Consider the following 22142-nt stretch of genomic DNA (forward strand, 5'->3'; position numbering starts at 1 on the left):
GATTATGAAAATATATGCAGCAAATGCGGCATTAGAGGAGTAATATATGGAAAAGCAAGCTGTCATTCTTGCTACTTTGGCTTCGAAAAGGAAGAAAAATATTCTGATATTCTACAGCAGTCTGAATAACAGTCTCGAAAGTAACAGCAAAAGGCCAATAGAGAAGCTAAGAGAAGCTAAGCGAAGATGGCTTTTGAATGAATTACATTAACTAAATCTCATAGCCCAAGTGGGCCATAATATTTTTGCTCTCTAATGCCGATTAGTTTCAATATTGAGTAATATTGATATTGGTGCATTATAGCCTGTTATTTGATCTTAGGGTGTTGTCTTTACTCCTGTAATCCAATCACATCTAATTCCAAGTTTCTCATGATTCTTCTCAATAGCCTCCAGACTAGGGCTTCAAGTAAGAAAAGCATTTTCGGATTATACATGATGTTAAGATGCTTTTTTTAAATTCATCTTCAGAACTAGCTGAAGAGCCTTTAGCATATTCTCATTAAGGCCTTCCATCGAGTGAACATCTATAAATCTTAGCATTGGAACATTTGATATCCTATCTAATTATTTAATTTATTGACGTTTCTTTAATATTAAAAACTCCCATATCGTTGGGATGCATAATACTATTCCCTGCCATTCCTTCGGTATGGTGTGTGGGACAATGTGGCACAATCATGCTGTCTAATAATTAAAACCATTTATCTAAAAGCCTATTAGAGTCGAAGCAGTTAATAATAATGTATAATGAAAGATGAAGTCATCAATAATGCTGTACATTGGATATAGCGTAATATGGTGTTAATATATGAATCTCTTTAAGAGAAGACAGTATTTTGGATCAAAGAATCAGTCAATTGAGGCAAATGATGTACTGAAAAAAGAACCATCAACAAAAAGAATCTTTATTGTAGATGATGATCCTGATATCACTACTACATTCAAAATAGGAATAGAAAACAATAATATTAACGCTGACAAAAAGATTGAGGTTCATACATATAATGATCCTAGAATAGCTTTGCTAGATTTTGAACCAAATTTCTGTGATCTCCTGTTAATTGATATTAACATGCCATATATTGATGGATTTCAGTTATCTGAAAGAATTTTGGAAATCGATATCAATGTCAAAATATGTTTTATGTCTGCAGGAGAAATAAATCGTGAGGCATTAAGAGAAATTCATCCATCCATTTCTCTGGGATGCTTTATCAAAAAGCCAGTTGAGATTGATTATTTGATTGACAGAATTATGAAAGAGTTGGATTAATAAAATAACAAATCTAAAGGCCTACTTCTATTTTCTTTTAGACCAATAGTGACCTTATGTATAAATGGTTCGTTGAATTTTGCAATCATAATCGTTGACAAAGCAGCTAGAAGAGTAAATATTATCCTAGGCCCATTGATGCCCGAGATGGAATGTAGTCAGCCTAGATGGATAGGAAATGTCATACTCCATTTAGACCTGGACTCATTTTTTCCATCTTGCGAAGAGATGCGGGATCCAGCGTTAGCAGGAAAGCCTCACGCTGTGATAATGACTGATCAAGATAATAACGGTGCTATCACAAAAGGGGTAGTAGCTTCCTGTTCTTATGAAGCTAGAAAGTTAGGTGTTAGATCAGCCATGCCACTATCCAAAGCTTTGAACTTGTGTCCTAACCTCATTTTAAAGGCTGTTGATATTCCATATTATAGACAAGTTTCAGGTAAAGTTATGAATATACTAGAAGAATATGCAGATGTATTAGAACAGGCTAGTATCGATGAAGCATATTTGGATTGTACAAAAAAGGTCATAGCTAGAGTAGAAGGGGAAGAAATAGGAAGAGAAGTTGGAATAAAAGAAGAAATTAGTGACAAGATAGCGGAATATGCAACTAAAATTAAAGATGCTGTAAAAGAACAGTGTGGACTTTCCTGTTCTATTGGTGTTGGAATTACAAAATCTGTTGCAAAGATTGCTTCAGACTTCCAAAAGCCCAATGGTTTGACCATAGTATATCCTAATGATACGAGCAAATTCCTAGAACCTTTAGAAGTTGGTAGGATTTCGGGAATTGGAACCAAAACACAGCAAGTTCTGATACAAGCAATGGAAATTAAAACTATAGGACAACTAGCAAAGTACGATGTTCAAAAACTAATGGATAGTTTTGGTAGAAAGACTGGATTATGGATGTGGCAGGTAGCTAATGGCAAAGATAACGATATCGTATCTCCTAGAGAAGACAATATATCTATAAGTACAGAAGAAACATTGGATCATGCTACAAGCGATAAAGTAAAGGTTCTTCAATATCTTAATGAGTTAGTAGATGAAGTCTATGAAAGAGTAAAAACAAAAGGGTATGTATTTAGAACTGTTGGAGTTAAACTAGTCAGATCTGATTTTTCAATAGAGACAAGGGAAATTTCATATTCCAACCTGCGAAATGACAAAGAGAGTATTGCATCAGTTTTAGAAAGGTTGGTGGACAGATTTAGCTTCGCTAATAATAATGATAATACTAGCAATGGCAAAGTAGCATTTAGAAAGGTTGGTATCAAAATATCCAATCTAACTAGATTGGAAGGAAAGAAAAAGCCCTATCAACAAAAGACTTTATTAGACTATATTTGATTTGTTTAATTGCTTTTTTATGTTAAAAAAAGCATAATTGTAGCAAGGAAGTAGAGGAGATGATATTGTAAACCGCTAATTTTGAATCTAGCTGCCTATTTTGTGAAAAGTTGATTATGACGAATTTATAGAATAATACCCTAAGATCTGATTGTCAAAAATCGATATCATCTTATCTGGTTTAGGAAACTTGCAGACACACATCAGTATTTGAATTCATTTAATTGATTTTTTTGGTAAGGTGTGCAAGCCAAGTCGCTTATATATATGAATCGTCTGACCACAATCCTCTAAAATCAACTTGCAGTGTATATCTGACCAACCTATAGATGCAAGTACTTTGACGCTACTGCGAATGGAATATGAATCATCATTTTGTCTGTTGGCTTGTCATATATCCCATATACTGATCCTAAATCCACTTGACCATAATTCAAGTTGATAATTCCATTTGTGACTGTTACATTAGATGCCAACATTACTGGTATATCTACCCTTGTCCTATTAGCATCGATTTTAGAAGAATAAACATGAATTTTTATATTGTGCGCAGCTACGTTAAAGCCTAAGAGATTGTACTTTAAATCCTTGATATTATAGGTGGAGGGTTGATACTTATCGACAATATTTGCCTTAAGAGTATTATTTGGAAAAATCTGATTTCCTACCACATTTATTGTGTATTCAGGTTTCTTCGCTAATTGATTAAAAGTATTAGTGATGTTTCCAAAGAAGTGTGACAAGATATTTCCCAAAGGATTGGTATTACTTTGGGCATTTACTTCATAAAGATTTGAGTAATAATCGCCGACTAAAGGGAGTGGAAGAATGATCGACAACAACGCCATTAATACTAGTATATTTGCTGTCAAATTTTGTTGTTAGTATTGGCTACACCTTGCATGTAAAGGTTATGTATTGACAACGCTACCTACTTCAAGAACATAATAATACCCAAGATATTACTAAGGCTAACAACCCAATAACTACAGGGAGACAACCTTTTTGGCCGCTGGTTCTTCTGAGTCAACACACCCATATTTTAATTGGCCATGCTCTATTATTATAATTCATTAATAACTGGTTTTCATTTGTTTAAAGGCAGAGTTATAGCAGATATAGACGCCTTGCTACATGTAGGTATTTTGAACTATCCAAAACTATTCTTTTGTCCTATTCCTAATCGTCTAAACTACCTCAACATATACATGCGCTTTAATTCAGCTGTGGATTCAAATTGTTTCAAGTTTCTTAGAGCTGTAGTTCCAATAGCTTGATTGTTGTTATTTTTTATATTGTCATTATTATTGTTATTACTGTAATTTTGTGCTTTCAGCATCCAGAAACATCCATCATTAGATTTCTTATACTCCTCAATACAAAATATATCAGAATCCAAGCCATCAAAATCAAGCCTAAATTCAAATTCATTAACAATAATATCTGAAATAAGCCTTACCAATCTTTCAGAATCTGTCCTATCTTTAAATACTCTACTCTTACTTAAAGCCCCAATTTCATACCGTGCCTATAGTTAATGATAAACACAATTCCGTTAACCCTTAATGTTTATATCTGAAGCAAGTTTTGATTTGTGATAATGAAAGTTATACAAGCTATTCCAAATATGCCTAATCCTGTTACAGAAAAAGAGGTCATTAACTTTCTCGCGAGTAAACTCAATATACAGATAGCGACTATCGACGAGGAAGGATATCCTATGATTCAGCCAATATGGTTTGTGTATAACGAAGCGTCTGACAAGATATACACAGCCACTCAAAAAATGACAAAAAAGGTTCAAAATATTCGTAGAAATCCTGACAAGATTTACTTTTCAATTGATGATTATAACTATCCATACAAAGGAGTAAAGGGGAGAGCAGTAGCAAAAATATCTGAAGATATACAAACGAACTTGTCAATTGTGGAAAAGATAAGCATAAAGTACCTTGGTACTATTGAACATCCTCTTGCTAAGATGATAATGGAAAACACTCAAAATGGTGTTCAGGTTGTTATTGAACTTACGCCCAAATACTTCTCAGCATGGGATTTTAATAAGGCCATGTAGTAATCACAGTAGTTCACAAGGCTAGGTGCTTAACATAATGTATTATTGCTCACAGAGACATCAACCAAGATATTATATTGTTCTAGGAAAAGTAAAATCAAATCTATTTTAGAATATTTCATAGCGCTATGTAAGCACTCTTATATATCATGTATGTCAAACTGACATATTTAGATCGACTATTTCTAATCACTATTTCTAATCACATCATATTGTTGAATTACTGTTTGCCCATTTCCCTTGAATATTGTGGTATAATTTCAAGCACGGTTCTACATTTAGAATTAGGGCAGGCCAAGATGACAAAGTTGGTCTGACCTTCTGTGATACCAACAATCTGGATGATTTCAGGATGAAATATGTGTTTACAATATGGACAGCGTACCTTTAATGTTTTTGTTATTCGTTTCCGTCCATTATACAAATTAGTTCACCTTAATAATACAATCATATCGTTTGATCATTTCATAAGATGACTTGATAACAATTCTTATGATGGTTGCAATGATTGTTAAGGCTCATAATCTCAATTAACAAGGACTATGATAAATATATTCTATCTATCGCTTCTTATGGCGAAGGTTGTATTGGCAGCTGATATTTGCCGTTCCTTGCTAGTATTATTGGATATGGAGGATATTTTGGCTTGATAAATTCCTGGTTTAACTTGCTTAACTTCTGTGTCCTTTTGATCCCATTTAATAGATCTAGATTCCAATGGTTTCAGTTCCGATATCATCTGTATACCAGTTAAACCTGCTTTTTGCCCTGTATTAACATTTTCGATAATCAAACCGAGTATTGAATTAGGAAACTTTACTGCATGGTAAGAGCCATTTCTTACTGTTATATTGACCGTCTCTCCTTTGAAATATGTTCGTTTATCTGTAGTTATTTGAAGCCCAGTATCGCTTAGTTTAATGTCGTAAGACACATACGCTAATCTTGGTTGGATGATATGTACATTGTTATTTGCGGCATAAATTGTAAATATCTGAGACTCAAATGAAAGGACAATAGATATTAGAATAATAGAGATGACGCATATATTTTTTGGTTAGCCACTAATAAGACCCGTAAACAGTTAGTAATTAGTAACTATATATTGATCAATAACTCCATATTCACGAACTTCCTTGTAGAAGCTCTTTTTGTGTCCTTCTGAAGGCGAAGAGGCATACTATACAATAGATTATCCACTTTTCCAATGTACAGTAATGGTTCATTACCACTCGGATTGCTGAAATATCCATGACCACGTCCATCACAAATAGTTGATGGCTTACTCCCTGCTGCTATTAAGGCATTCCGTACTTGTAATGGAGAGGTACCGGGATGCAAAGAATGATAGAGTGCAGCAGCCCCAGTTACAAAAGGGGCGGCCATGCTTGTTCCACTTAGTGTAACATATGAACTACCCATATACGTAGTATAGATGTCGACACCAGGAGCAGCTAGTGTCGCCTTACTGCCAAAATTACTGAAACTCGCCAATGAATCATCTGGACCGTATTGTGTGGGAGGTCCAACCCCTCCACACTTCCCGTCGCTGTCTGCGATTGCTACTACTGAGATGACATTTGGATTATTAGCTGGAGTCCATGATGACATATCCTCGCCAGAATTTCCAGCTGCAACAACATATGTAACACCTGCAGAGACCGAATTATTAATTGCCAAATTAAGAGCCGAAGACGTACATTTACAACCAAAGCTGAGATTAGCGGCATCTATTTGTCCAGCATTTTGAGTAACATAGTCTATTCCTTGTATAATGGTTGAAATACTACCTGTTCCTGTGCTGTCTAGTACCTTGATTGCCCATAGTCTTGCCCCAGGTGCTACACCTACTATGCCAACAGAATTATCTTCTGCAGCAGCAATTCCTGCTACTGCAGTGCCGTGCCCATTGTCATCATTCGCTGAGATGCCTGGAATAAAACTCACTTGTTTATAGACGTTTAAATCAGGGTGGTTAAGATCGATACCAGTGTCAATAATAGCTATCCCTGCATTTATACTGGTTTGTGAATGTGGTACGTTAACACTGCTCAATCCTCCCACTCTTGAGTATCCAGTAGATGGATTTTGGGAGAAGGCTTGCACTTTGACATCAGGTTCTACAAAATCCACTTCGGGGTTAGACAAGATTGAATTCAAAACCAGTTTGTTTGGAATTTTAATTGCAAATCCTTTGATCGCATTATTGTAGACAAAAGGCACAATTGCTCCTCTCACTATTGCATTATTAGCAACCAATTGTGGATGTTTTATTTCGTCTTTTAGGACTACTATATATTGATGAGGTATTATTTGCCCCAACACTTTTCTGAGTTTTGACTGTGCTAAATGCCTCTCTTGGTGTACGAGCTTTTGTGCTTTTCTAAGTTCACCTATGCTGTGATTAATATCCATCAGTCCCATACCACTAGCATTGGACGTTCCTTTTGCAATCTTAACCTTTAAAATAGGATCCAAAGCTTGGATCTTACCAAATGTTATATCTCCAACACCGTTTGAAATTATTGAATGTTTTGACGCTTGAGCTTCAGTCGGAAAGTTGAGTTCGATCTGGCTACAATACAGTATAACCACTAATAATAACGCAAGCGTCTTTACTGTTATGATAAAACTTTTCAATTGCTTAGAGTCGGTCGGTCTCTCGTAAATATGATATATTAGAGTAAACATAAAATTAAGAGTAGATTTATTATATTTTCGGATCAGTAATGATACTCATTGTATTCTCTGTTATGTTAATTCTAGAGAACTTTGAATTAAACAAGCTATTAGGTAACCTGGGACTTGTAAACTAACATTAACAGTCTCGCAAGAAGCAGAGTTTAGGCCATATTCTTTGATATTGATTATTATTATGCACGGCATTATTTTAGTATGGCAATATCCGGAAATGGAAATAGTCATGCAGATTTCCTAATGCAATCTGTAAACTGAACATACACTTGATTATGTTCGCCACGTAATCTAAAGACTTGTGATCACCAGACCCTGTACAGTCGGACTACAAAAACATCATAGCTAAATGTATCATTCCTTAATTTCTAATCATTAATATGTGTAAATTCATAGTACATATTCACCTTATGAAGAATTTGAACACAACAAAGATTTTAGTCGTGCTTATAGCGGCAGTTCTATTAGCTGTAGGCATAGGCACAACATCTTCTAAAAGTGCATCAGCCCAAATGAGCAACAACACCATGACTAACGGCAACGGCCAAAACCAGACCACCAACATGATGGGGCCTAACATTACAGCCTCAATTCCAATTGGCCCTACAATAGCGAAAGCCATTGCATCACAAATTCATGTAAGTTTAGCTAATGCTTCAATGATTGCAGAGAAAATAGTCGGTGCTAACTCACACGCTGCAGCAGTAAGGCTTGGGGTCATTCATGGATTCGTCGTATATATGGCATTGGTTGTAGATAGCAACTATGCGTTCCATGGCGTGTTGGTTGATGCCGGAAACGGAAAAGTTTTAGCTTCTACTCCAATATCCCAGGCAGCAATGATGCGCATGGGAATGATGGGTCCTGGCATGGGAATGATGGGTCCTGGCATGGGAATGATGGGTCCTGGCATGGGAATGATGGGTCCTGGCATGATGCAGCGCGGCATGATGGGTCATGGCTGGTAAATTGGTCTTTAAACCAGCTATACTTGCCACCTAGCTAAAACCGTAGACAAGAATTGACTAAACTATCACTTTATTTTTTTTAAGTCAGGTATTTCGAATTATTCGGAAGCCATCTAAATCCGTCTTGGGGATGGTATATGAATTTAAATGTAACACAGAATCAATAGGATCATTTGACCATTCGCAGAGTAGTACAATCACAAACGCTAGCAAAAACTCTCAATTCAAATATTCAGTTAGGTCATAAATAATTTAGCAGTAATTAAAGAATTTGTGGGTAGATTCCATTACGGAAAGTAAGTCAAGCACCTTAAGAAATAAAGGGGATCGCTTAATTCAATAAGTATAGCAGGTTCGGATAATCCACTCGTAGAAGTATTGTCTAACTTGGAAGAGGACACCAATGAATTCAGAAGTATTTCAATGTGGTTTCATTAAGCGATATATGTTAATTCATAATCTTTACGGTTGGATCACATTATTTCTTTAATTCTGATTGCCATTTAACTATCTGTCTGATTCATTAGCCGATAGAGATACCAATTTGTTAGTGCTGTTTGATCAATTCGATAAGTATTGGGTTGCTCCAATGCCTAGATTTTTGGCCGTAGTAATATATAATCAATTGATCAATTGCTTGTTCCTGTAATTTATCTTTAAATTTATCCTCGAATCCTTTTAACTGCTCAATAATTCTCTACTTAATTCTTGATCGGCTTTAGAACGCTTGTTCGAGCCTTTGATCATGACATTTGAGGACGACCCTATCGTCATCGTCAGTGAGGATAGGATCAAGTTTCCCCTTTAACCATAGTTTATCTTTCATTTCAAGAACATTGCAGATTAGATCCTTGTTGACGGTGATGCTGGGAAGAGTTGATCAATCCCGCCTCTCTTGCAATCACCCTAGAAGATTCTACCTTAATTGCATATAGGATTAGCATAACCATTTACCTGCATTATGTGTCACTTTGCAGAGGTGAGATAGCTGCTATGACTAGTTGCATCTCTATCTAATATAAACCAGAATTTCTAAAATACAAATATTATTGGGCATTGAATTACATAGTGTCAGAAGCTCTGTACTATAAAATAATGTGGTAAAGTGAGACTTTATAGTGTGACTTTCATGACCGCACCGTTAATTGTCTAAAAATTTTCCATTGGATCACACGATAACAATCATTCGCAATAATTATACTAAGAATATTCTAGAGCAATCAAACACAAGTTAGGAATCTATCTTAGTATTTCTAGAATACCAAGCTCTACTATTACCAGTTAAACCACTGATTATAATCATTGCAGACTAGGATTAGCAACACTACATAGGTAGCTTTCTTGGGATATATCTATAGTCATGCTCTTGATAAATAAATAAATGCTATCTGGTTTGGAGGTTCGAGGAAGTCCATTTTTACAATTAACTTTACCAATTGTGTTTATGTTAACAAAACATTCTATATCCAATTACGATTAGGACTGAGATTGTAAATGAGCAATTTGATAGTTAACTTAGGACCAAGCTATCTGCCTGAGATGACACAATGATATCTGGGATATTCACAGTTTCTGAGAACACGAGTCAGGAAAGAGAAGAGCTAAAATCTTCTTAGTAACATAAACTTAAAAAGTGATTTGAATTCTGATCAATCAACAAGCCCAAGGATTTAGCAATCAGTAGCATTTTCTCAAAATATCCTAGTCGCATTCAAAATTAAATTATTGATATATAATATCTGGCCAATAGTGTGTAATACCTCGTTACACACGTTGGATCTGTTCTTGCAAGAGTAGTAGATGAGCTTCAACTTTCTTTGTTTTTAATTTAGCTTTATATTTCAAATTGCGTGGCTTTGTTCTCAATCGATAACCGCAGCATGGGCACCATAGTCCTTCCCACTTTATAAACAGTTCACAGATTTGGCAACGCTTCTGTCCAGTGGAATACCTACCCGATCCCACTGGTTTTTGAGCCTTATGACGGATACATATACCTTTACATGTCATGAGTATAATTACCCATTACTTAATTTTATACTTTTAGTAGACCTTTTAACAAATTCCTATGTACTCCTTGTCTAAAGCATCCATAGAGTCTAGTAATATTTCAGAATTTTTAGCACCAAATATTCGTATCCAGACATAGAGGGTAATAATAGAAATATATTTTTATAAAGAATGGTCGAGTATGCCATGCCTGAGAATATTACCTAGTATAGGGGGCATTGAATTTTTGCATTGAATAGGAAGAGGGGCCTAATTTTTAATGTTATATTTTTATAACTCATAATGAACTCATATGAAAAGCCTCATTAGAATCATCATACAGCCAAGTTGAATAAATCCTAGATAGTTCGATGCTAGTCTCTCATATCCCGTATTGATTCGTCTAAAACTCTTGAGCCATCCTTTTATGACGGCTTAGTTATAAGTGAATATTTGGGTGTAGGCTCCGAACTCGACATTGGGTCATGGAGAGAACTGTCAGAGCTATAATATCTGGCATAAGCTGAGATCTCTGATTATTCTAGCTAGGTTCCTGTGGTAAATATATAATGGTTGTCGTGGCTAATACTCAAAGTGTACTACTAATACCCTACCACTTTTAATTTATCACCTACACCTGGGACTGTAGGACATAATTTTTTGGACGCAGAATACCTACCAAAGTGATTTTCCGCAACTATTACAAATATCTCTAATCGCAGTCACTTTTATAGAGAGCTAAGGGACACCTGTTAAGCGCTAATTAACTGGAAGGGGTAAACTCGTTTCGCAGCTTATCGAGTGTAGTACTAGCAGAAAGAGGATTGATATAATGCCATTAGGTCTAGATAGATGCCTTACTTAAATTGTGTTTGGTTATGCATTTGGTTTTGCGTTTGAGACTGGCTCGTCAAAGGTAATTGGAAGAATGGTGCGCCTCCTCCAGTACCCCCCAGGGCGTACGGGAGCTGTCCATTCCATCTGTTTATAGAAAGCCATTGCAGATATTCTGGACTCTGCTTTAATTGTACATTGATAATTTTGATAGCCTGTGATTCACCGCCCGCCTTGGCTACATTTGCTCTAGCTGTTGCATTTGCCTGAACCACGGTTTGATTGGCAACCACCTGGATAGCTTTGAGATTATTTTGTTCGGTCAAATACTTTTGGAATGCCACCACCTTTGACTCCACTTGATTTGCAAATGCTTGCGAGAATTCGAAGTCAGTTATAAAAACAGTTTCAACAATTATATTCCTTGCCGATAGCGTATTAGAAATAGACCTTGCTATTACATCCTTAGCTGTAGCTCTCTTTGTGATTAGTTCTTCAGCATTGAACTTTGCTACGCTAGCCTTCACAGACTCTTGTATTGTTGGTGCAATTATTCTATCTGCATAATCGGCCCCTAACTGTTGATATATTATATTCGCTTGGGTTGGACTCAAATGATAATTCAACGCAATAGTAGTTTGAACCTCTTGTAAATCATTTGAAGCTGCAGTGGCATCAGCTTGATATTTGAGAGTACGTACCTCCATTTGGACGACTTGTTCAACGAAGGGAATTATGAAGTGTAGTCCCTCTCCCAACACACGGTTTTCTACTGCTCCAACATAAAGAACAACTCCTCTATGTCCAGCTTGTATTACAACAACAGACTCGAACACAATAATTATTATTATAACAAAGGTAACTATTCCTGCCAAAATTAATAGATTATTGGCTGATGCACGCTGTCCCGAACCAGGATTGGATTTTTTGAAGGGATTTTTCATGAGTATCTGGCTTTTGATAAGGTTTATGTAGTGTAGATATTTTAAAGTTGATGCTTTTGTTCAGATCAAACAAATACATATCGAGAATGGACTCATAGAATAAGATTTTATATATTCAGCGTGCAGTTGCCGATTTCGTTACCACATCGTACAACTTTAAGGATATTGCAAGTAAAACAAGTCCATTGAATACATCATGAATAGTAGCTCAGTAGTCATATTGGAAGAGACAATTTGCCAACGTATTCAACCATATTTTCTTCAGAAGCGATCTTTGCCACGATTTTATTCTTCTTATCTTCTGTGAACCACTGGGCAATGGATTTAGCAATTCCGTTTTTATCACAAATTACAATCATGTATCCACCTATCTCCTTAACTACCGCATATCTGTTCTCTTCTCCTACAGGTTCCCATGTGTTGTCCTTGGTATCCTTCAGAGCCAATGCAGGCATCGCTTGACCTGTATACCTGGTTAACAGACCCTGAGCTGATTTTACACGTTTCTCCCCTATCTTTAGAGCAACAAAATATTGCATACGTCTATTTATTCTTCCCAGTAGTCTGCTTTAAAGCGTTATGTATATGTGATATGATATTGTGATTTGATGCTCGCAAGTATCTGCTGGGGATCTCTGAAAATTCAGCTAATAAATGAGCAGGATGTCCTTCTCTGATATATTGTTTTGCTTGTAGGGCCATATCGAGCTTATCAACGGTATGTACTAGTGTTGAGATCTCCGTATTGTCAGAGACATATTCTTTCCATAATTGCTTGTATTCCGAGCGAGTTCGGGGATCAATTGAATTCAGAATAGTCGAGATCGCTCTATTCTCACTCGATCGTTTTTGTTTATTAGTAACTTCACCCGGCAGCAAGTCTCCAGTTATTGATTCTGGGAGATCATGAAGGATTGCCATTTTTAGTACTCTCTCCGTATCTAATCCCAACATGTCAGATAATGCCATGCTTATGGCACAAACCGAAAATGAATGATCAGCTACTGATTCTGGCTCATTAATTTTCGCTTTAGAAATCCATCCTGCCCTATTTATTCGCTTTAGCTTTAATATGTGCTGTAAAAATGGACCCATATCAGTTCGTCTACTTGACCGTTTTTTCATGTAGTGTGAACTCTTGGATTTGGACAATAACTGACATCAGAAAAGGAGTTATTAAAACAGTACACAAGTTAATGGTTAATTAATAAGGCCTTATGATATGTTCAGCCATTAGTTATATATCCATAATAACATAGTTTCCTAACCTAGAAATGGCATTTTATATAAAAACTATATAACCAGTTGATAACTCAATTAGAAAACTTATGCTATTTGGTATAAGTATATGAACTTGGATAAATAAAATGAACATAATAAGTACCGAGGTCCAAGTATCAATTATATAGGATTTGTTTACTTACGGTTAATGATATGCCGTCGTAGCTCAGCCTGGGAGAGCACTCGACCTGGAGCAAGGCCCAAGGGGTGAAGCTGAAGACCGAGCTGTCGTGAGCTCAAATCTCACCGACGGCATACCTACCAAAATTTTCAGTGATAGACAATAAAGGATAAAGAATAAAGAATCCCCAATCCTGCATTTAGATCCACTGGATGATTATCAAGGCACTTCGAAGAGTATTCTGTACTCATGAGGACACTTTCTCATTTAGAACTTACAACGATTTTGACTTTAGCGAGTATAGAAAATGTTCCAAATGTGGAAGAATCTTAAGATACATTAAAGGCTTCGATGAGGATATGAGAGGTTAGGGAGAAAATACGGCGAGAATAGGTCTTCAGTTGCTGATCATAGTTTGGTGGGTAGGGGCTATAATTGCAGGCCTTTCTCTCCTGACTCCTATTTACTATGCATACGTCATTTTTGGATCGATGGGCTGGACAATTATTCTATCAACAACAGCGTTAATTGTATACGAGATAAAGAGGATAAGGGAAGAAGATAAGAAGAAGCAACTTGTAAAATAAGTTAAATACTCTCCTTGCCGCCTTGCTCATCGATCACTACTAAAGTTACGGTTGATGTGATCCCAGGAATTTTCCTTATCTTATTCGTTATCGTATGGTTCATTGCTTCAGTATTATCTGATTTTACCTTTACGAAGACATCGTGAACACCATAAGTCCCTCTTACTTCTTTAATATCTGGTAGCTTCGAGATTTCGGATATGATTTTTTCTTCAGAACCAAGAGTACAATTTACTAATATATATGCAGTGGGCATTGACTGAAGAAACTGCAGGCTTTGTTATTTTAGTGTTTTTCTATTCAGTTGACAAATTTGTTCTTTATACTGTTATTCAACGAAGGTTCATTCGCACAGTCCCGTGAGAATAGGAGAAAAGAATTAAAATATATCTCAAATAGGCTAAATACAAAATATTGTAAGGATTAGAAACTAGGATAGTGGGTCGGAACTTCAATACCAGTTAGATTAATCAAAAAGCTTGTTGTCCTATTTGTAATGCATTTATTAATAGCGTTTTTTATGATTCTAAAGTAAATAACCTACTCAAGATAAATAAACCAAAAATATTTTCTTACCATAATTAGGTATGATGAACACGGCTGATTCAAAGTCTGAAAACCTTGAGACTCCGCAGGAAAAAAGAAAACGCTTTTTGTTAGAGTTCGAGAAGCCCCTTAAGTGTGAAAAGTGTCATGAGCGGTTCAAGAAGAAAAAATATCTACGTGAGCATAAATCACAGATTCACTCATATTAAATTCATTATTTAAGTTAATCTATAATGAAAATCTTGTTTAATGATAATTTCGAAAAAACAAGTTAATGTAGTGAAGACATTAAAATTCAAGTAGCAGGTAAACAGATATTTTAAATTATATGCGACAGCGATTAATAATATATGAAAATTTATACGAAAACTGGTGACCGGGGCGAAACTGGCCTTGTTGGAGGAAGACGTATTTCAAAAGGCGATCCCAGAATAATTGCATACGGATCAGTTGACGAATTAAACTCAGGTATAGGGATGACAATATCGCTATTAAGCTCTAGAAATGGTCACCTTTTTTCAGATGTGATTGACATTCTGACAGACACCCAACGGGACTTGTTTGTGATTGGTTCAGACCTGGCAGATCCAGGATACCGAGAGGAAAATCAATACCAACAAAACATTCAAAGAGCGCAGAAAAATATGGTAGAAAAGTTAGAGGAATCTATAGATAGATTCGAAACGGAACTCGATCCAATCACTTTCTTTATCCTTCCAGGTGGATCCACCGAAGCCGCCCAGATGCATCTCACAAGAACGGTGGCAAGAAGGATAGAGACCCAAGTAACATTGCTGGCAAAAAATCAAAAGATCAATCCTATAATCTTGGCATATCTCAACAGGCTGTCTGACCTTTTATTTGTGACTGCTAGGCTTGTGAATAAACGCATGGGTGTAAAAGATATACCCTGGAGAATAAGATCAATCGAAAACAACAAACAAATGAAAACCTAATGTCACAAGACTTTGTTCAACTTTGTAAAGGGGCTTAAATTACAATCAAAGATGATGGCAATGGTCTACGCTTTATTGTGTAATCAAGTGTTTCATGGCTTTGCTCTAAATAGCTTTACCACCCTAATAATTACTATGTTGATCAGTACTATTGACAACGTTGATGCAATAATTGAGCCTAACATAGATGCCTGGTAGGGAAGTGTTCCTAATTGAAGAAATTGGAAAGTGAGGGAAACCTTTGATATTGAATAAACAATTTCGGAGATGGAAAAGGCTGTGAATAGCTTCCTAAGGTCGCTCTTTATTATATCGAAATTCTTCCTTCCAGTCAATGAATCAATGTACCTATTCCGATTATCACTATAATAAAGGGCACCAAACAGCGGAAAATAAACGCTATATTCTATTGCTAGTGCAACTATAGAATTAGCCACATGACTTTGATTAAAATAAGTATAGTATAGCTGGGTTACAAGTGCAGCTGTAAAAAAGGAGCATATGCCAGCTATAATAATATTTTTGTTGAAATATATTAAATCCTTGTATTTATTATATAATACTGCAGTTTGCCTTGCTCGGATGTCAGCTCATCTCCACACATCTATCCCACGTTCGAGAATTTGACTTATATATACCTATAGCCGTATTTTGGCGATCCTTCACCTTAAACGGCATGTCGATCATATCATATTCTTTGCATTTAAAGACACACGTTATAGAAATTATAGAAATACCTTCTGGCTTCGATAGTGTGGTTGTGTTTGGAAAAATCACATATGCCAAATTTGCCATCTCTCATTCATTGTACTAGCATTTTTCTGAATACAAAAAAGCATGTATGAAGTCTCGCAATACAAAAAATTTGTATTGTGCTTCAGAAATTCTACTATGCATAAGCATATTGGGACGAATATTCGCACACAATACCAAATCCAACACAGCCATCATGATAAATTATATCTTTAATTATATCTTTCTATCATATTAAGCAATTGATTAACGTTGTGAGTTAACAAAGTTCCCCCTCAGGGTTTAGCATCTTTCAATTTTATATCTCATCTACTCATGAGTAAGAGGTGAAATAATTAATGATGGCTAAAAACAAGAACTCGCTTGCAGTGTTATCTGTAACTGCATCTATATCGCTAAGAATGTTGATCTTAGTATTTGTTGTAAAGTTTGTAGGTGCTCAAAGTCCAAATGAGACAGCCGGCAAGGGCATTGTTAGCAACTGAAAGTAACCGGTTCAGAGGGATAACAACAAATCATCATCACCGATCTTAAACAAGACGGATGAAATAGGATAAATACTATTCCAGTTAATTTGGATAAGCTTGAAGTGCTGATAATAGCCCAACCGGTCATCTGAAAACTGCTGAGGCCGGTAGATGGTTAGATTGATACCTTTTCGTTTTTGAAGAATGTTCTTTTCCTTTTGCTGCTTATGCTTGTCTCTCGAGTACCTGCTGAAATAACCTCAATTAATTTGGCTTTTCGTGTAGAGTCTGATTTGGGTCTGAGTATTCTCCCTAGTCTTTGTATAAATTCTCTGCTGCTCCCTGTGCCACTCAATATAATACCTAATTCAGCATCTGGAACGTCGATGCCTTCATCGAGTACCTTAGAAGTTACCAATACTCTATATCTTCCTTCTTTGAAGCCATTCAAAACATCGAGTCTTTCATCTCTGTCTGACCTGTGAGTAATGAAGGGTATCAAAAATAGATTTGAAATTGTATACACCAACTTATTGTGTTGAGTAAATATTATCGTCTTGACACCAATGTTTTCTGATAGTATTTTTCTTAACTCTTCTACTTTGGATCTGCTATTTAATGCAATATCCATTGCCTTGTTTCTTGCATGAATTGCTTCTCTAGCAGTATTATTTTTACCAGACATCATAATTAGTCTATGAAAGGATCCGGCATAATTCATTTTAATTCCTAGTGTCTTCAAACATACTTTATAAACATCAATATTCCTGCGGTACTCGGTTGCCTCTTCCGGAAGCATCTCCACCTCTCTTCTCTCTATTTCATAAAGTGAAAGGTGTCGATCTCTTGCAAGATCCTGAGCTCCTGTGCGAAAAACTACTCCGCCGCCAATCAGCCTAGGAAGATCCCTATCCAAGTTGTCTTCCCTTTCAATAGTGGCTGTCAAACCTAAACGAAATGGGGATGCAAATTGTTCCGCAATAGATCTATATCCTGGAGCGGCCAAATGATGCAATTCATCAAAAATAATTAAAGAGAATCGATTGCCTAGAATTGATGCTCTTAAATATGCAGAATCATATGTGGATACGGTTACTGATTCAATATCGCTTGATCCTCCACCCAAATTTCCAACTTTAATATCGGGAAAGTACTTCGAAAGCACTGAAGACCACTGCTCCATGAGATCAATTGTTGGCACAATCACTATAGTTGCCGAGTTTACCATCTCTATTGCTTTGACACCTATAACAGTTTTTCCTGCTCCAGTTGGTAATACTACGCTCCCTCTTTTATCCGCTTTAGCCCAGCTATCTAGTGCCTTACTCTGATAATCTCTTAAATAGAACTTCTGGCTATTTTTGTGTATATTAAAGTTTGGAGATGGAATTAGATCTAAAACTTTTGTATCGTCAAATTCTATCCTACTTCGTTTCAAATATTCAAGGATATTGATATAATCTAATGCGGCCGCTCTTAGTAAGTTAGTCCTCGGATCCCTTGAGGCATAAGGTATATGTATGTTGCCTGTGACCACAATTGTTCCATGATCATATCTTAGTTCGACTCTAGACACTACATTCATTGGAGAGTGCAGCAGCTATGTAAATGGATACTGGCTAATTTATTAGCGAGCAATCACAAAATCCATGAACTTGACTTGTTTCCAGTATGCATCAATAGAGAATCTATAAACACTTATTCATCTATGCAATTCCATTGTGCTCTGTAGAGTCAGAATAATAAACAATTTAACTATTTGGAGATTGTATATGAATATCAAGCTAACAATACAAAAGTTATTTAAATTAGAACCACAAAGATCACTTTAGACATTTAACATTGATAAATAAATCAGCTGCAAAAGCATTAGAAAAAGTAAAAGCGACAACAGCAAAACTAACTGATACGGCTACCATCCATAATCCAAAAGAACGAGCGATAACAACGATGGACAGATACATTATGAATGTACGTGCGATGAATAAGAAAACAGCATATGAGTATTATTTTCGATTAGCCAATTTTCAGGATTTTGTTAACTTTGTCTACAATACTAATACACTAGATAATCTAATAACAAAGATAAAAGAAGGTTCACAAGACCCTTATGATGTTCTGAGTAGTTATGTTAGTTATCTACAGACTAATTTCAATGTCTCTTCGTCTACAATAAAACATCGTATCATAACCGCAAAAAATTTCCTTGAATATTATGATGTTGATATAAGCCCAAGAAAGTTCAAGCTAAAAGTAAAGGTACCCAAAGTTGTAAAAAAGAACAAAGAAGCATTATCAAAACAAGATGTAACTGATATTTTGAATACCTGCTCTGAGATAAGGCTAAAAACTTATGCAATGCTGTTAGCTGCAACTGGATTTAGAGCTGTAGAAGGTTTATCAATACGAATCAAAGATCTACATCTTGAATCTAGACCAGCAAAGATTTTTGTCAGAGGAGAGTATACAAAGACAAAGACAGATAGGTATGCTTTCTTAACTGAGGAAGTTGTTAATCAATTAAAGCAATGGCTCGAATACAAATATAGGACTAGAAGAGTATGTCGTAAAGATATCGACCCCCTAGGGAGAATAACAAAAACAATCTCAGAGTATGTAACGCCAAAGAGAAATGATAATGATCTAGTTTTTGCTGTTTATCAGGACAGAGAGCATCCTAATCCAAAAATGCTGTATTTTGATCTTGCTACATCATTTGGAAAGACATTGGATAGAATGGGTAAAGGGGCGAGAGAAGAAAGCAATAACAATAGACGACGAGAAATTACTCTTCACTCATTTCGACGATTCACTAAAACTACTATATCAGACTTGGGGTATGCTGACTTTTCTGAATGGTTCATAGGACATTCTGGTTCTACATATTGGACAAGAAAGGATTCAGAGAAGGCAGAGATATTTCGTAAAGTTGAACCTTACCTGACATTTCTAAACATACCCCAGTTAGAAAGACAAGGTGCGGATATACAAAGCAAGGTAGAAGAATTAGAACTTTTGAATCAATCCCTAAGAAGTCGTGATAAGCTAAAAGATGATGCTATATCGCAATTATCAGATCAACTTGTAGCATTATCAACAAGATTGCAGGAAATTGAAAGAAGACAGCAGCTGATGTAACCTGCATTTAATTCAATTTACATAGCTAGAGCGCGACGGGACAATATTCTGTAAATCATATCCAAATGAGAACTATAATAATAAACTGTATCTAAACGGATCACTCAAAATGTTGTTATTTTTGGGAGCAGGAGCCTCTAAAGCAGTTGGAATAGGAGATCTACAGGATCTTTCAGAAAAAGTAAACAAGGAACTTAGCAGTAATGGATATGGCCATGTACTTACTGAGATCATCGATGTATTATATAGAGCAAATAAAAAAAGACACTTCTTTAATGAAGGGGAGATAGATATCGAAGTAACACTATCTGTCCTAAATGCTAGAGCCAACCACATTAATGCCATGAAGGAATCTGGTCCGTATTCAATCTATTTAGAGGAACTAGGACGTCTGGCAAGTCCCTTTGATAAAGAGCTTCCTACTAAAGAGGACGTTTCAAAAATAAAGAAGATTGTTAGCAGGATCATCACTCGCTCTTGTATTCAATACGATGCAACTAAAGCGACGAAATATTATGAAGAATTATTTAACCTTAAGAATGATGTTACTAGCTACAGAAATGCCACTCAAAATATTAAAGGTCCAGCCGTATTTGATAATATTGTTACGACTAATTACGATCTAGTTGTTGACAATTATTATGCCCACATTGACAAAGACCTCGACAGAGGATTTGATAAGGGCGATAGTTCTGATGAGAAGATGCTAAACCTAAGAAGAATTCAAACGCAAATCACAGACGATGATATTCAATATCTACAGCTGCATGGATCAATAGACTGGTGGCTTAGAAAACGAGACAATAAGATAGTTAAAAGAGAGAATCCAAAATCACTTAGAGGTGAACAATACCCAGAACAAATTATGGTATATCCAATTTATGAAAAACATATTTCACAGGATCCATTTTTTTCATTGTATTCTTATTTTAGGAGACTACTCTATTCCAGGGATATTTACATTGTAATAGGATATTCATTTAGAGATCCATCAATAAATAATGCATTTGGGGATGTACTAAGAGATAAAACTGAGTCAAGGATGATTATAGTAAATCCTAATAAGGCTAGTATCGAAAAGCGAGTTAAAGAAAATTTTCCTATTGAGAAAGTAGATATAATTGAAAAGGCGTTTGGGGACAACAATCTACCATCAAACCTAAAGGATTGTCTAATGAATTTCGAGCATGACGGTTTGTAACTGTTAGACTTCACCAAGCGTGAAGACTAAGTTATATCTTGATTACTAACTAGCCATAAAATTACTACTCTATTTAATTATATGATGTTGCTACAATAGGCCAGAATATGGTATCATCTCTATCCAATAAAAAAGTAGCTGTTGTCACAGGTAGCTCAAGTGGAATAGGCTATGAAACAGCCCTAATGCTGGCTAGGAATGGTTTCCTTACATATGCTACAATGAGGAATTTTAACAAAAGTGAGAATATAAAATCAATTGCAGCCAAAGAAGGCCTGCCTATTCATATTACTCAGTTGGATGTTACTGATAGGGTATCAATCAATAATGCAGTAACAGCAATATCAGCTGAAACAGGAAGAATAGATGTCCTAGTTAATAATGCAGGGTATGTACTTGAGGGAGCATTCGAACATCTCTCCATGGATGAGATAAAAGCACAATATGAAACCAATGTATTTGGATTGATAAGAACAACTCAAGCAGTTCTTCCAATTATGAGAGAACAGAAATCTGGTATTATTGTAAATATCAGCTCAGTGGCTGGAAGGTTAGGTTACCCTGGTGGTTCAGCATATATTAGTACCAAATTTGCAATTGAAGGCCTAAGCGAATCAATGTCCTATGAACTTGAACCATTTGGTATAAAGGTAGTTATTATAGAACCAGGAGTAATCAGGACAAATATTTTCGATAGTGTGGTAGTTGCAAAGAAATCTAAAGATCCAAATTCTCCTTATACCCAGATAACACAAAAGATGGCCTCATCTTTTGAAGGGATGATGAAAAATGCATCATCTCCTGAACTTGTGGCTAATATCGTCCTTGAGGCTGTTACAAATGACAATCCTAACCTCAGATATTTAGCTGGAAAGGATGCAGAAACATGGTTGGATGCTAAAAGAAACATGTCTGATAAAGAGTTCTATAAAATGATGAAGCAAAATCTGATGTAGA

Annotated in this window: 20 protein-coding genes and 1 tRNA gene; 11 read left to right on the top strand and 10 right to left on the bottom strand. The window is 35.9% G+C overall.

Annotated elements, in window-relative coordinates; genetic code table 11:
* The first annotated feature begins 811 nt into the window (after positions 1–811).
* Positions 812–1276, top strand: coding sequence for a response regulator (locus DYY65_RS06250; protein ID WP_162477118.1), 465 nt, complete (start codon positions 812–814; stop codon positions 1274–1276).
* A 72-nt stretch (positions 1277–1348) separates the two neighbouring features.
* Entirely contained in the window at positions 1349–2632 is a 1284-nt protein-coding gene (gene dinB, locus DYY65_RS06255) for a DNA polymerase IV (RefSeq protein WP_162477119.1), read from the top strand.
* 323 nt (positions 2633–2955) lie between these two features.
* Here dinB and DYY65_RS06260 read toward each other — a convergent pair whose 3' ends face one another.
* Both DYY65_RS06260 and DYY65_RS06265 read right to left on the bottom strand, forming a co-directional pair.
* The gene (locus tag DYY65_RS06260) at positions 2956–3504 is read right to left on the bottom strand and encodes a hypothetical protein (protein WP_162477120.1); all 549 of its coding nucleotides are present in this window, start codon (positions 3502–3504) and stop codon (positions 2956–2958) included.
* Positions 3505–3824: 320 nt separating this feature from the next.
* A complete protein-coding gene (locus DYY65_RS06265) occupies positions 3825–4094 on the bottom strand; it encodes a hypothetical protein (RefSeq protein WP_162477121.1) in 270 nt (89 codons plus the stop codon).
* 138 nt (positions 4095–4232) lie between these two features.
* Between DYY65_RS06265 and DYY65_RS06270 the strand changes: the two genes are divergently transcribed.
* A complete protein-coding gene (locus tag DYY65_RS06270) occupies positions 4233–4706 on the top strand; it encodes a pyridoxamine 5'-phosphate oxidase family protein (RefSeq protein ID WP_162477122.1) in 474 nt (157 codons plus the stop codon).
* A gap of 556 nt (positions 4707–5262) precedes the next feature.
* Here DYY65_RS06270 and DYY65_RS06275 read toward each other — a convergent pair.
* Together DYY65_RS06275 and DYY65_RS06280 are read right to left on the bottom strand one after the other, a co-directional pair.
* The gene (locus DYY65_RS06275) at positions 5263–5640 is read right to left on the bottom strand and encodes a hypothetical protein (protein ID WP_162477123.1); all 378 of its coding nucleotides are present in this window, start codon (positions 5638–5640) and stop codon (positions 5263–5265) included.
* Positions 5641–5804: 164 nt separating this feature from the next.
* Positions 5805–7346 (bottom strand): S8 family peptidase, encoded by a 1542-nt coding sequence (locus tag DYY65_RS06280; RefSeq protein ID WP_162477124.1) that lies wholly within the window; start codon positions 7344–7346, stop codon positions 5805–5807.
* Positions 7347–7810: 464 nt separating this feature from the next.
* Here DYY65_RS06280 and DYY65_RS06285 point away from each other — a divergent pair, with 464 nt between their 5' ends.
* Complete coding sequence (locus tag DYY65_RS06285; protein WP_162477125.1) at positions 7811–8368, top strand: hypothetical protein; 558 nt, start codon at positions 7811–7813, stop codon at positions 8366–8368.
* 2846 nt (positions 8369–11214) lie between these two features.
* Here the strand turns inward: DYY65_RS06285 and DYY65_RS06300 are convergent.
* From DYY65_RS06300 to DYY65_RS06310, 3 genes are all read right to left on the bottom strand, one after another.
* Entirely contained in the window at positions 11215–12135 is a 921-nt protein-coding gene (locus DYY65_RS06300) for a prohibitin family protein (RefSeq protein ID WP_162477127.1), read from the bottom strand.
* 215 nt (positions 12136–12350) lie between these two features.
* Positions 12351–12674 carry a hypothetical protein gene (locus DYY65_RS06305; RefSeq protein ID WP_162477128.1) on the bottom strand — a complete coding sequence of 108 codons (324 nt, stop codon included), beginning with the start codon at positions 12672–12674 and terminating at the stop codon, positions 12351–12353.
* A gap of 4 nt (positions 12675–12678) precedes the next feature.
* Positions 12679–13260 (bottom strand): HD domain-containing protein, encoded by a 582-nt coding sequence (locus DYY65_RS06310; RefSeq protein ID WP_162477146.1) that lies wholly within the window; start codon positions 13258–13260, stop codon positions 12679–12681.
* Positions 13261–13571: 311 nt separating this feature from the next.
* Here DYY65_RS06310 and DYY65_RS06315 point away from each other — a divergent pair.
* Both DYY65_RS06315 and DYY65_RS12195 read left to right on the top strand, forming a co-directional pair.
* A tRNA-Phe gene (locus DYY65_RS06315) sits at positions 13572–13671 on the top strand.
* A 267-nt stretch (positions 13672–13938) separates the two neighbouring features.
* The gene (locus tag DYY65_RS12195) at positions 13939–14124 is read left to right on the top strand and encodes a hypothetical protein (RefSeq protein WP_201449368.1); all 186 of its coding nucleotides are present in this window, start codon (positions 13939–13941) and stop codon (positions 14122–14124) included.
* Position 14125: 1 nt separating this feature from the next.
* Here the strand turns inward: DYY65_RS12195 and DYY65_RS06320 are convergent, their stop codons facing one another.
* The gene (locus DYY65_RS06320; RefSeq protein ID WP_162477129.1) at positions 14126–14380 is read right to left on the bottom strand and encodes an Lrp/AsnC family transcriptional regulator; all 255 of its coding nucleotides are present in this window, start codon (positions 14378–14380) and stop codon (positions 14126–14128) included.
* Between the two features lie 640 nt (positions 14381–15020).
* Here DYY65_RS06320 and DYY65_RS06325 point away from each other — a divergent pair.
* On the top strand, positions 15021–15626 hold the full coding sequence (locus DYY65_RS06325) for a cob(I)yrinic acid a,c-diamide adenosyltransferase (protein ID WP_162477130.1): 606 nt from the start codon (positions 15021–15023) through the stop codon (positions 15624–15626).
* A 92-nt stretch (positions 15627–15718) separates the two neighbouring features.
* On the opposite strand, the gene DYY65_RS06330 is transcribed toward DYY65_RS06325, so the two are convergent.
* On the bottom strand, positions 15719–16063 hold the full coding sequence (locus DYY65_RS06330; RefSeq protein WP_162477131.1) for a hypothetical protein: 345 nt from the start codon (positions 16061–16063) through the stop codon (positions 15719–15721).
* A gap of 654 nt (positions 16064–16717) precedes the next feature.
* Between DYY65_RS06330 and DYY65_RS06335 the strand changes: the two genes are divergently transcribed.
* On the top strand, positions 16718–16864 hold the full coding sequence (locus DYY65_RS06335; protein WP_162477132.1) for a hypothetical protein: 147 nt from the start codon (positions 16718–16720) through the stop codon (positions 16862–16864).
* Between the two features lie 157 nt (positions 16865–17021).
* On the opposite strand, the gene DYY65_RS06340 is transcribed toward DYY65_RS06335, so the two are convergent.
* Positions 17022–18431: a DEAD/DEAH box helicase gene (locus DYY65_RS06340; RefSeq protein WP_162477133.1), complete on the bottom strand. Its 1410-nt coding sequence runs from the start codon at positions 18429–18431 to the stop codon at positions 17022–17024.
* A gap of 257 nt (positions 18432–18688) precedes the next feature.
* Here DYY65_RS06340 and DYY65_RS06345 point away from each other — a divergent pair, with 257 nt between their 5' ends.
* The 3 genes from DYY65_RS06345 to DYY65_RS06355 all read left to right on the top strand — a co-directional run bounded on the left by DYY65_RS06345 (position 18689) and on the right by DYY65_RS06355 (position 22141).
* Positions 18689–19984, top strand: coding sequence for a tyrosine-type recombinase/integrase (locus DYY65_RS06345; RefSeq protein ID WP_162477134.1), 1296 nt, complete (start codon positions 18689–18691; stop codon positions 19982–19984).
* A 109-nt stretch (positions 19985–20093) separates the two neighbouring features.
* The gene (locus DYY65_RS06350) at positions 20094–21185 is read left to right on the top strand and encodes an SIR2 family protein (protein ID WP_162477135.1); all 1092 of its coding nucleotides are present in this window, start codon (positions 20094–20096) and stop codon (positions 21183–21185) included.
* Positions 21186–21292: 107 nt separating this feature from the next.
* Positions 21293–22141, top strand: a complete 849-nt coding sequence (locus tag DYY65_RS06355; protein ID WP_162477136.1) for an SDR family oxidoreductase — start codon at positions 21293–21295, stop codon at positions 22139–22141.
* Position 22142 lies beyond the last annotated feature (1 nt).

The sequence above is a fragment of the Nitrososphaera sp. AFS genome (assembly GCF_009898475.1).
Classification (GTDB): Archaea; Thermoproteota; Nitrososphaeria; order Nitrososphaerales; family Nitrososphaeraceae; genus Nitrosopolaris.

Excerpts from the sequence above, each read along its gene's own strand:
- DYY65_RS06250 (WP_162477118.1), top strand. The coding sequence starts at position 812 with ATGAATCTCTTTAAGAGAAGACAGTATTTTGGATCAAAGAATCAGTCA.
- DYY65_RS06340 (WP_162477133.1), bottom strand. The coding sequence starts at position 18,431 with ATGAATGTAGTGTCTAGAGTCGAACTAAGATATGATCATGGAACAATT.
- DYY65_RS06325 (WP_162477130.1), top strand. The coding sequence starts at position 15,021 with ATGAAAATTTATACGAAAACTGGTGACCGGGGCGAAACTGGCCTTGTT.
- DYY65_RS06350 (WP_162477135.1), top strand. The coding sequence starts at position 20,094 with ATGTTGTTATTTTTGGGAGCAGGAGCCTCTAAAGCAGTTGGAATAGGA.
- DYY65_RS06355 (WP_162477136.1), top strand. The coding sequence starts at position 21,293 with ATGGTATCATCTCTATCCAATAAAAAAGTAGCTGTTGTCACAGGTAGC.
- DYY65_RS06335 (WP_162477132.1), top strand. The coding sequence starts at position 16,718 with ATGATGGCTAAAAACAAGAACTCGCTTGCAGTGTTATCTGTAACTGCA.
- DYY65_RS06320 (WP_162477129.1), bottom strand. The coding sequence starts at position 14,380 with ATGCCCACTGCATATATATTAGTAAATTGTACTCTTGGTTCTGAAGAA.
- DYY65_RS06270 (WP_162477122.1), top strand. The coding sequence starts at position 4,233 with ATGAAAGTTATACAAGCTATTCCAAATATGCCTAATCCTGTTACAGAA.
- DYY65_RS06285 (WP_162477125.1), top strand. The coding sequence starts at position 7,811 with ATGAAGAATTTGAACACAACAAAGATTTTAGTCGTGCTTATAGCGGCA.
- DYY65_RS06310 (WP_162477146.1), bottom strand. The coding sequence starts at position 13,260 with ATGAAAAAACGGTCAAGTAGACGAACTGATATGGGTCCATTTTTACAG.
- DYY65_RS06305 (WP_162477128.1), bottom strand. The coding sequence starts at position 12,674 with ATGCAATATTTTGTTGCTCTAAAGATAGGGGAGAAACGTGTAAAATCA.
- DYY65_RS06300 (WP_162477127.1), bottom strand. The coding sequence starts at position 12,135 with ATGAAAAATCCCTTCAAAAAATCCAATCCTGGTTCGGGACAGCGTGCA.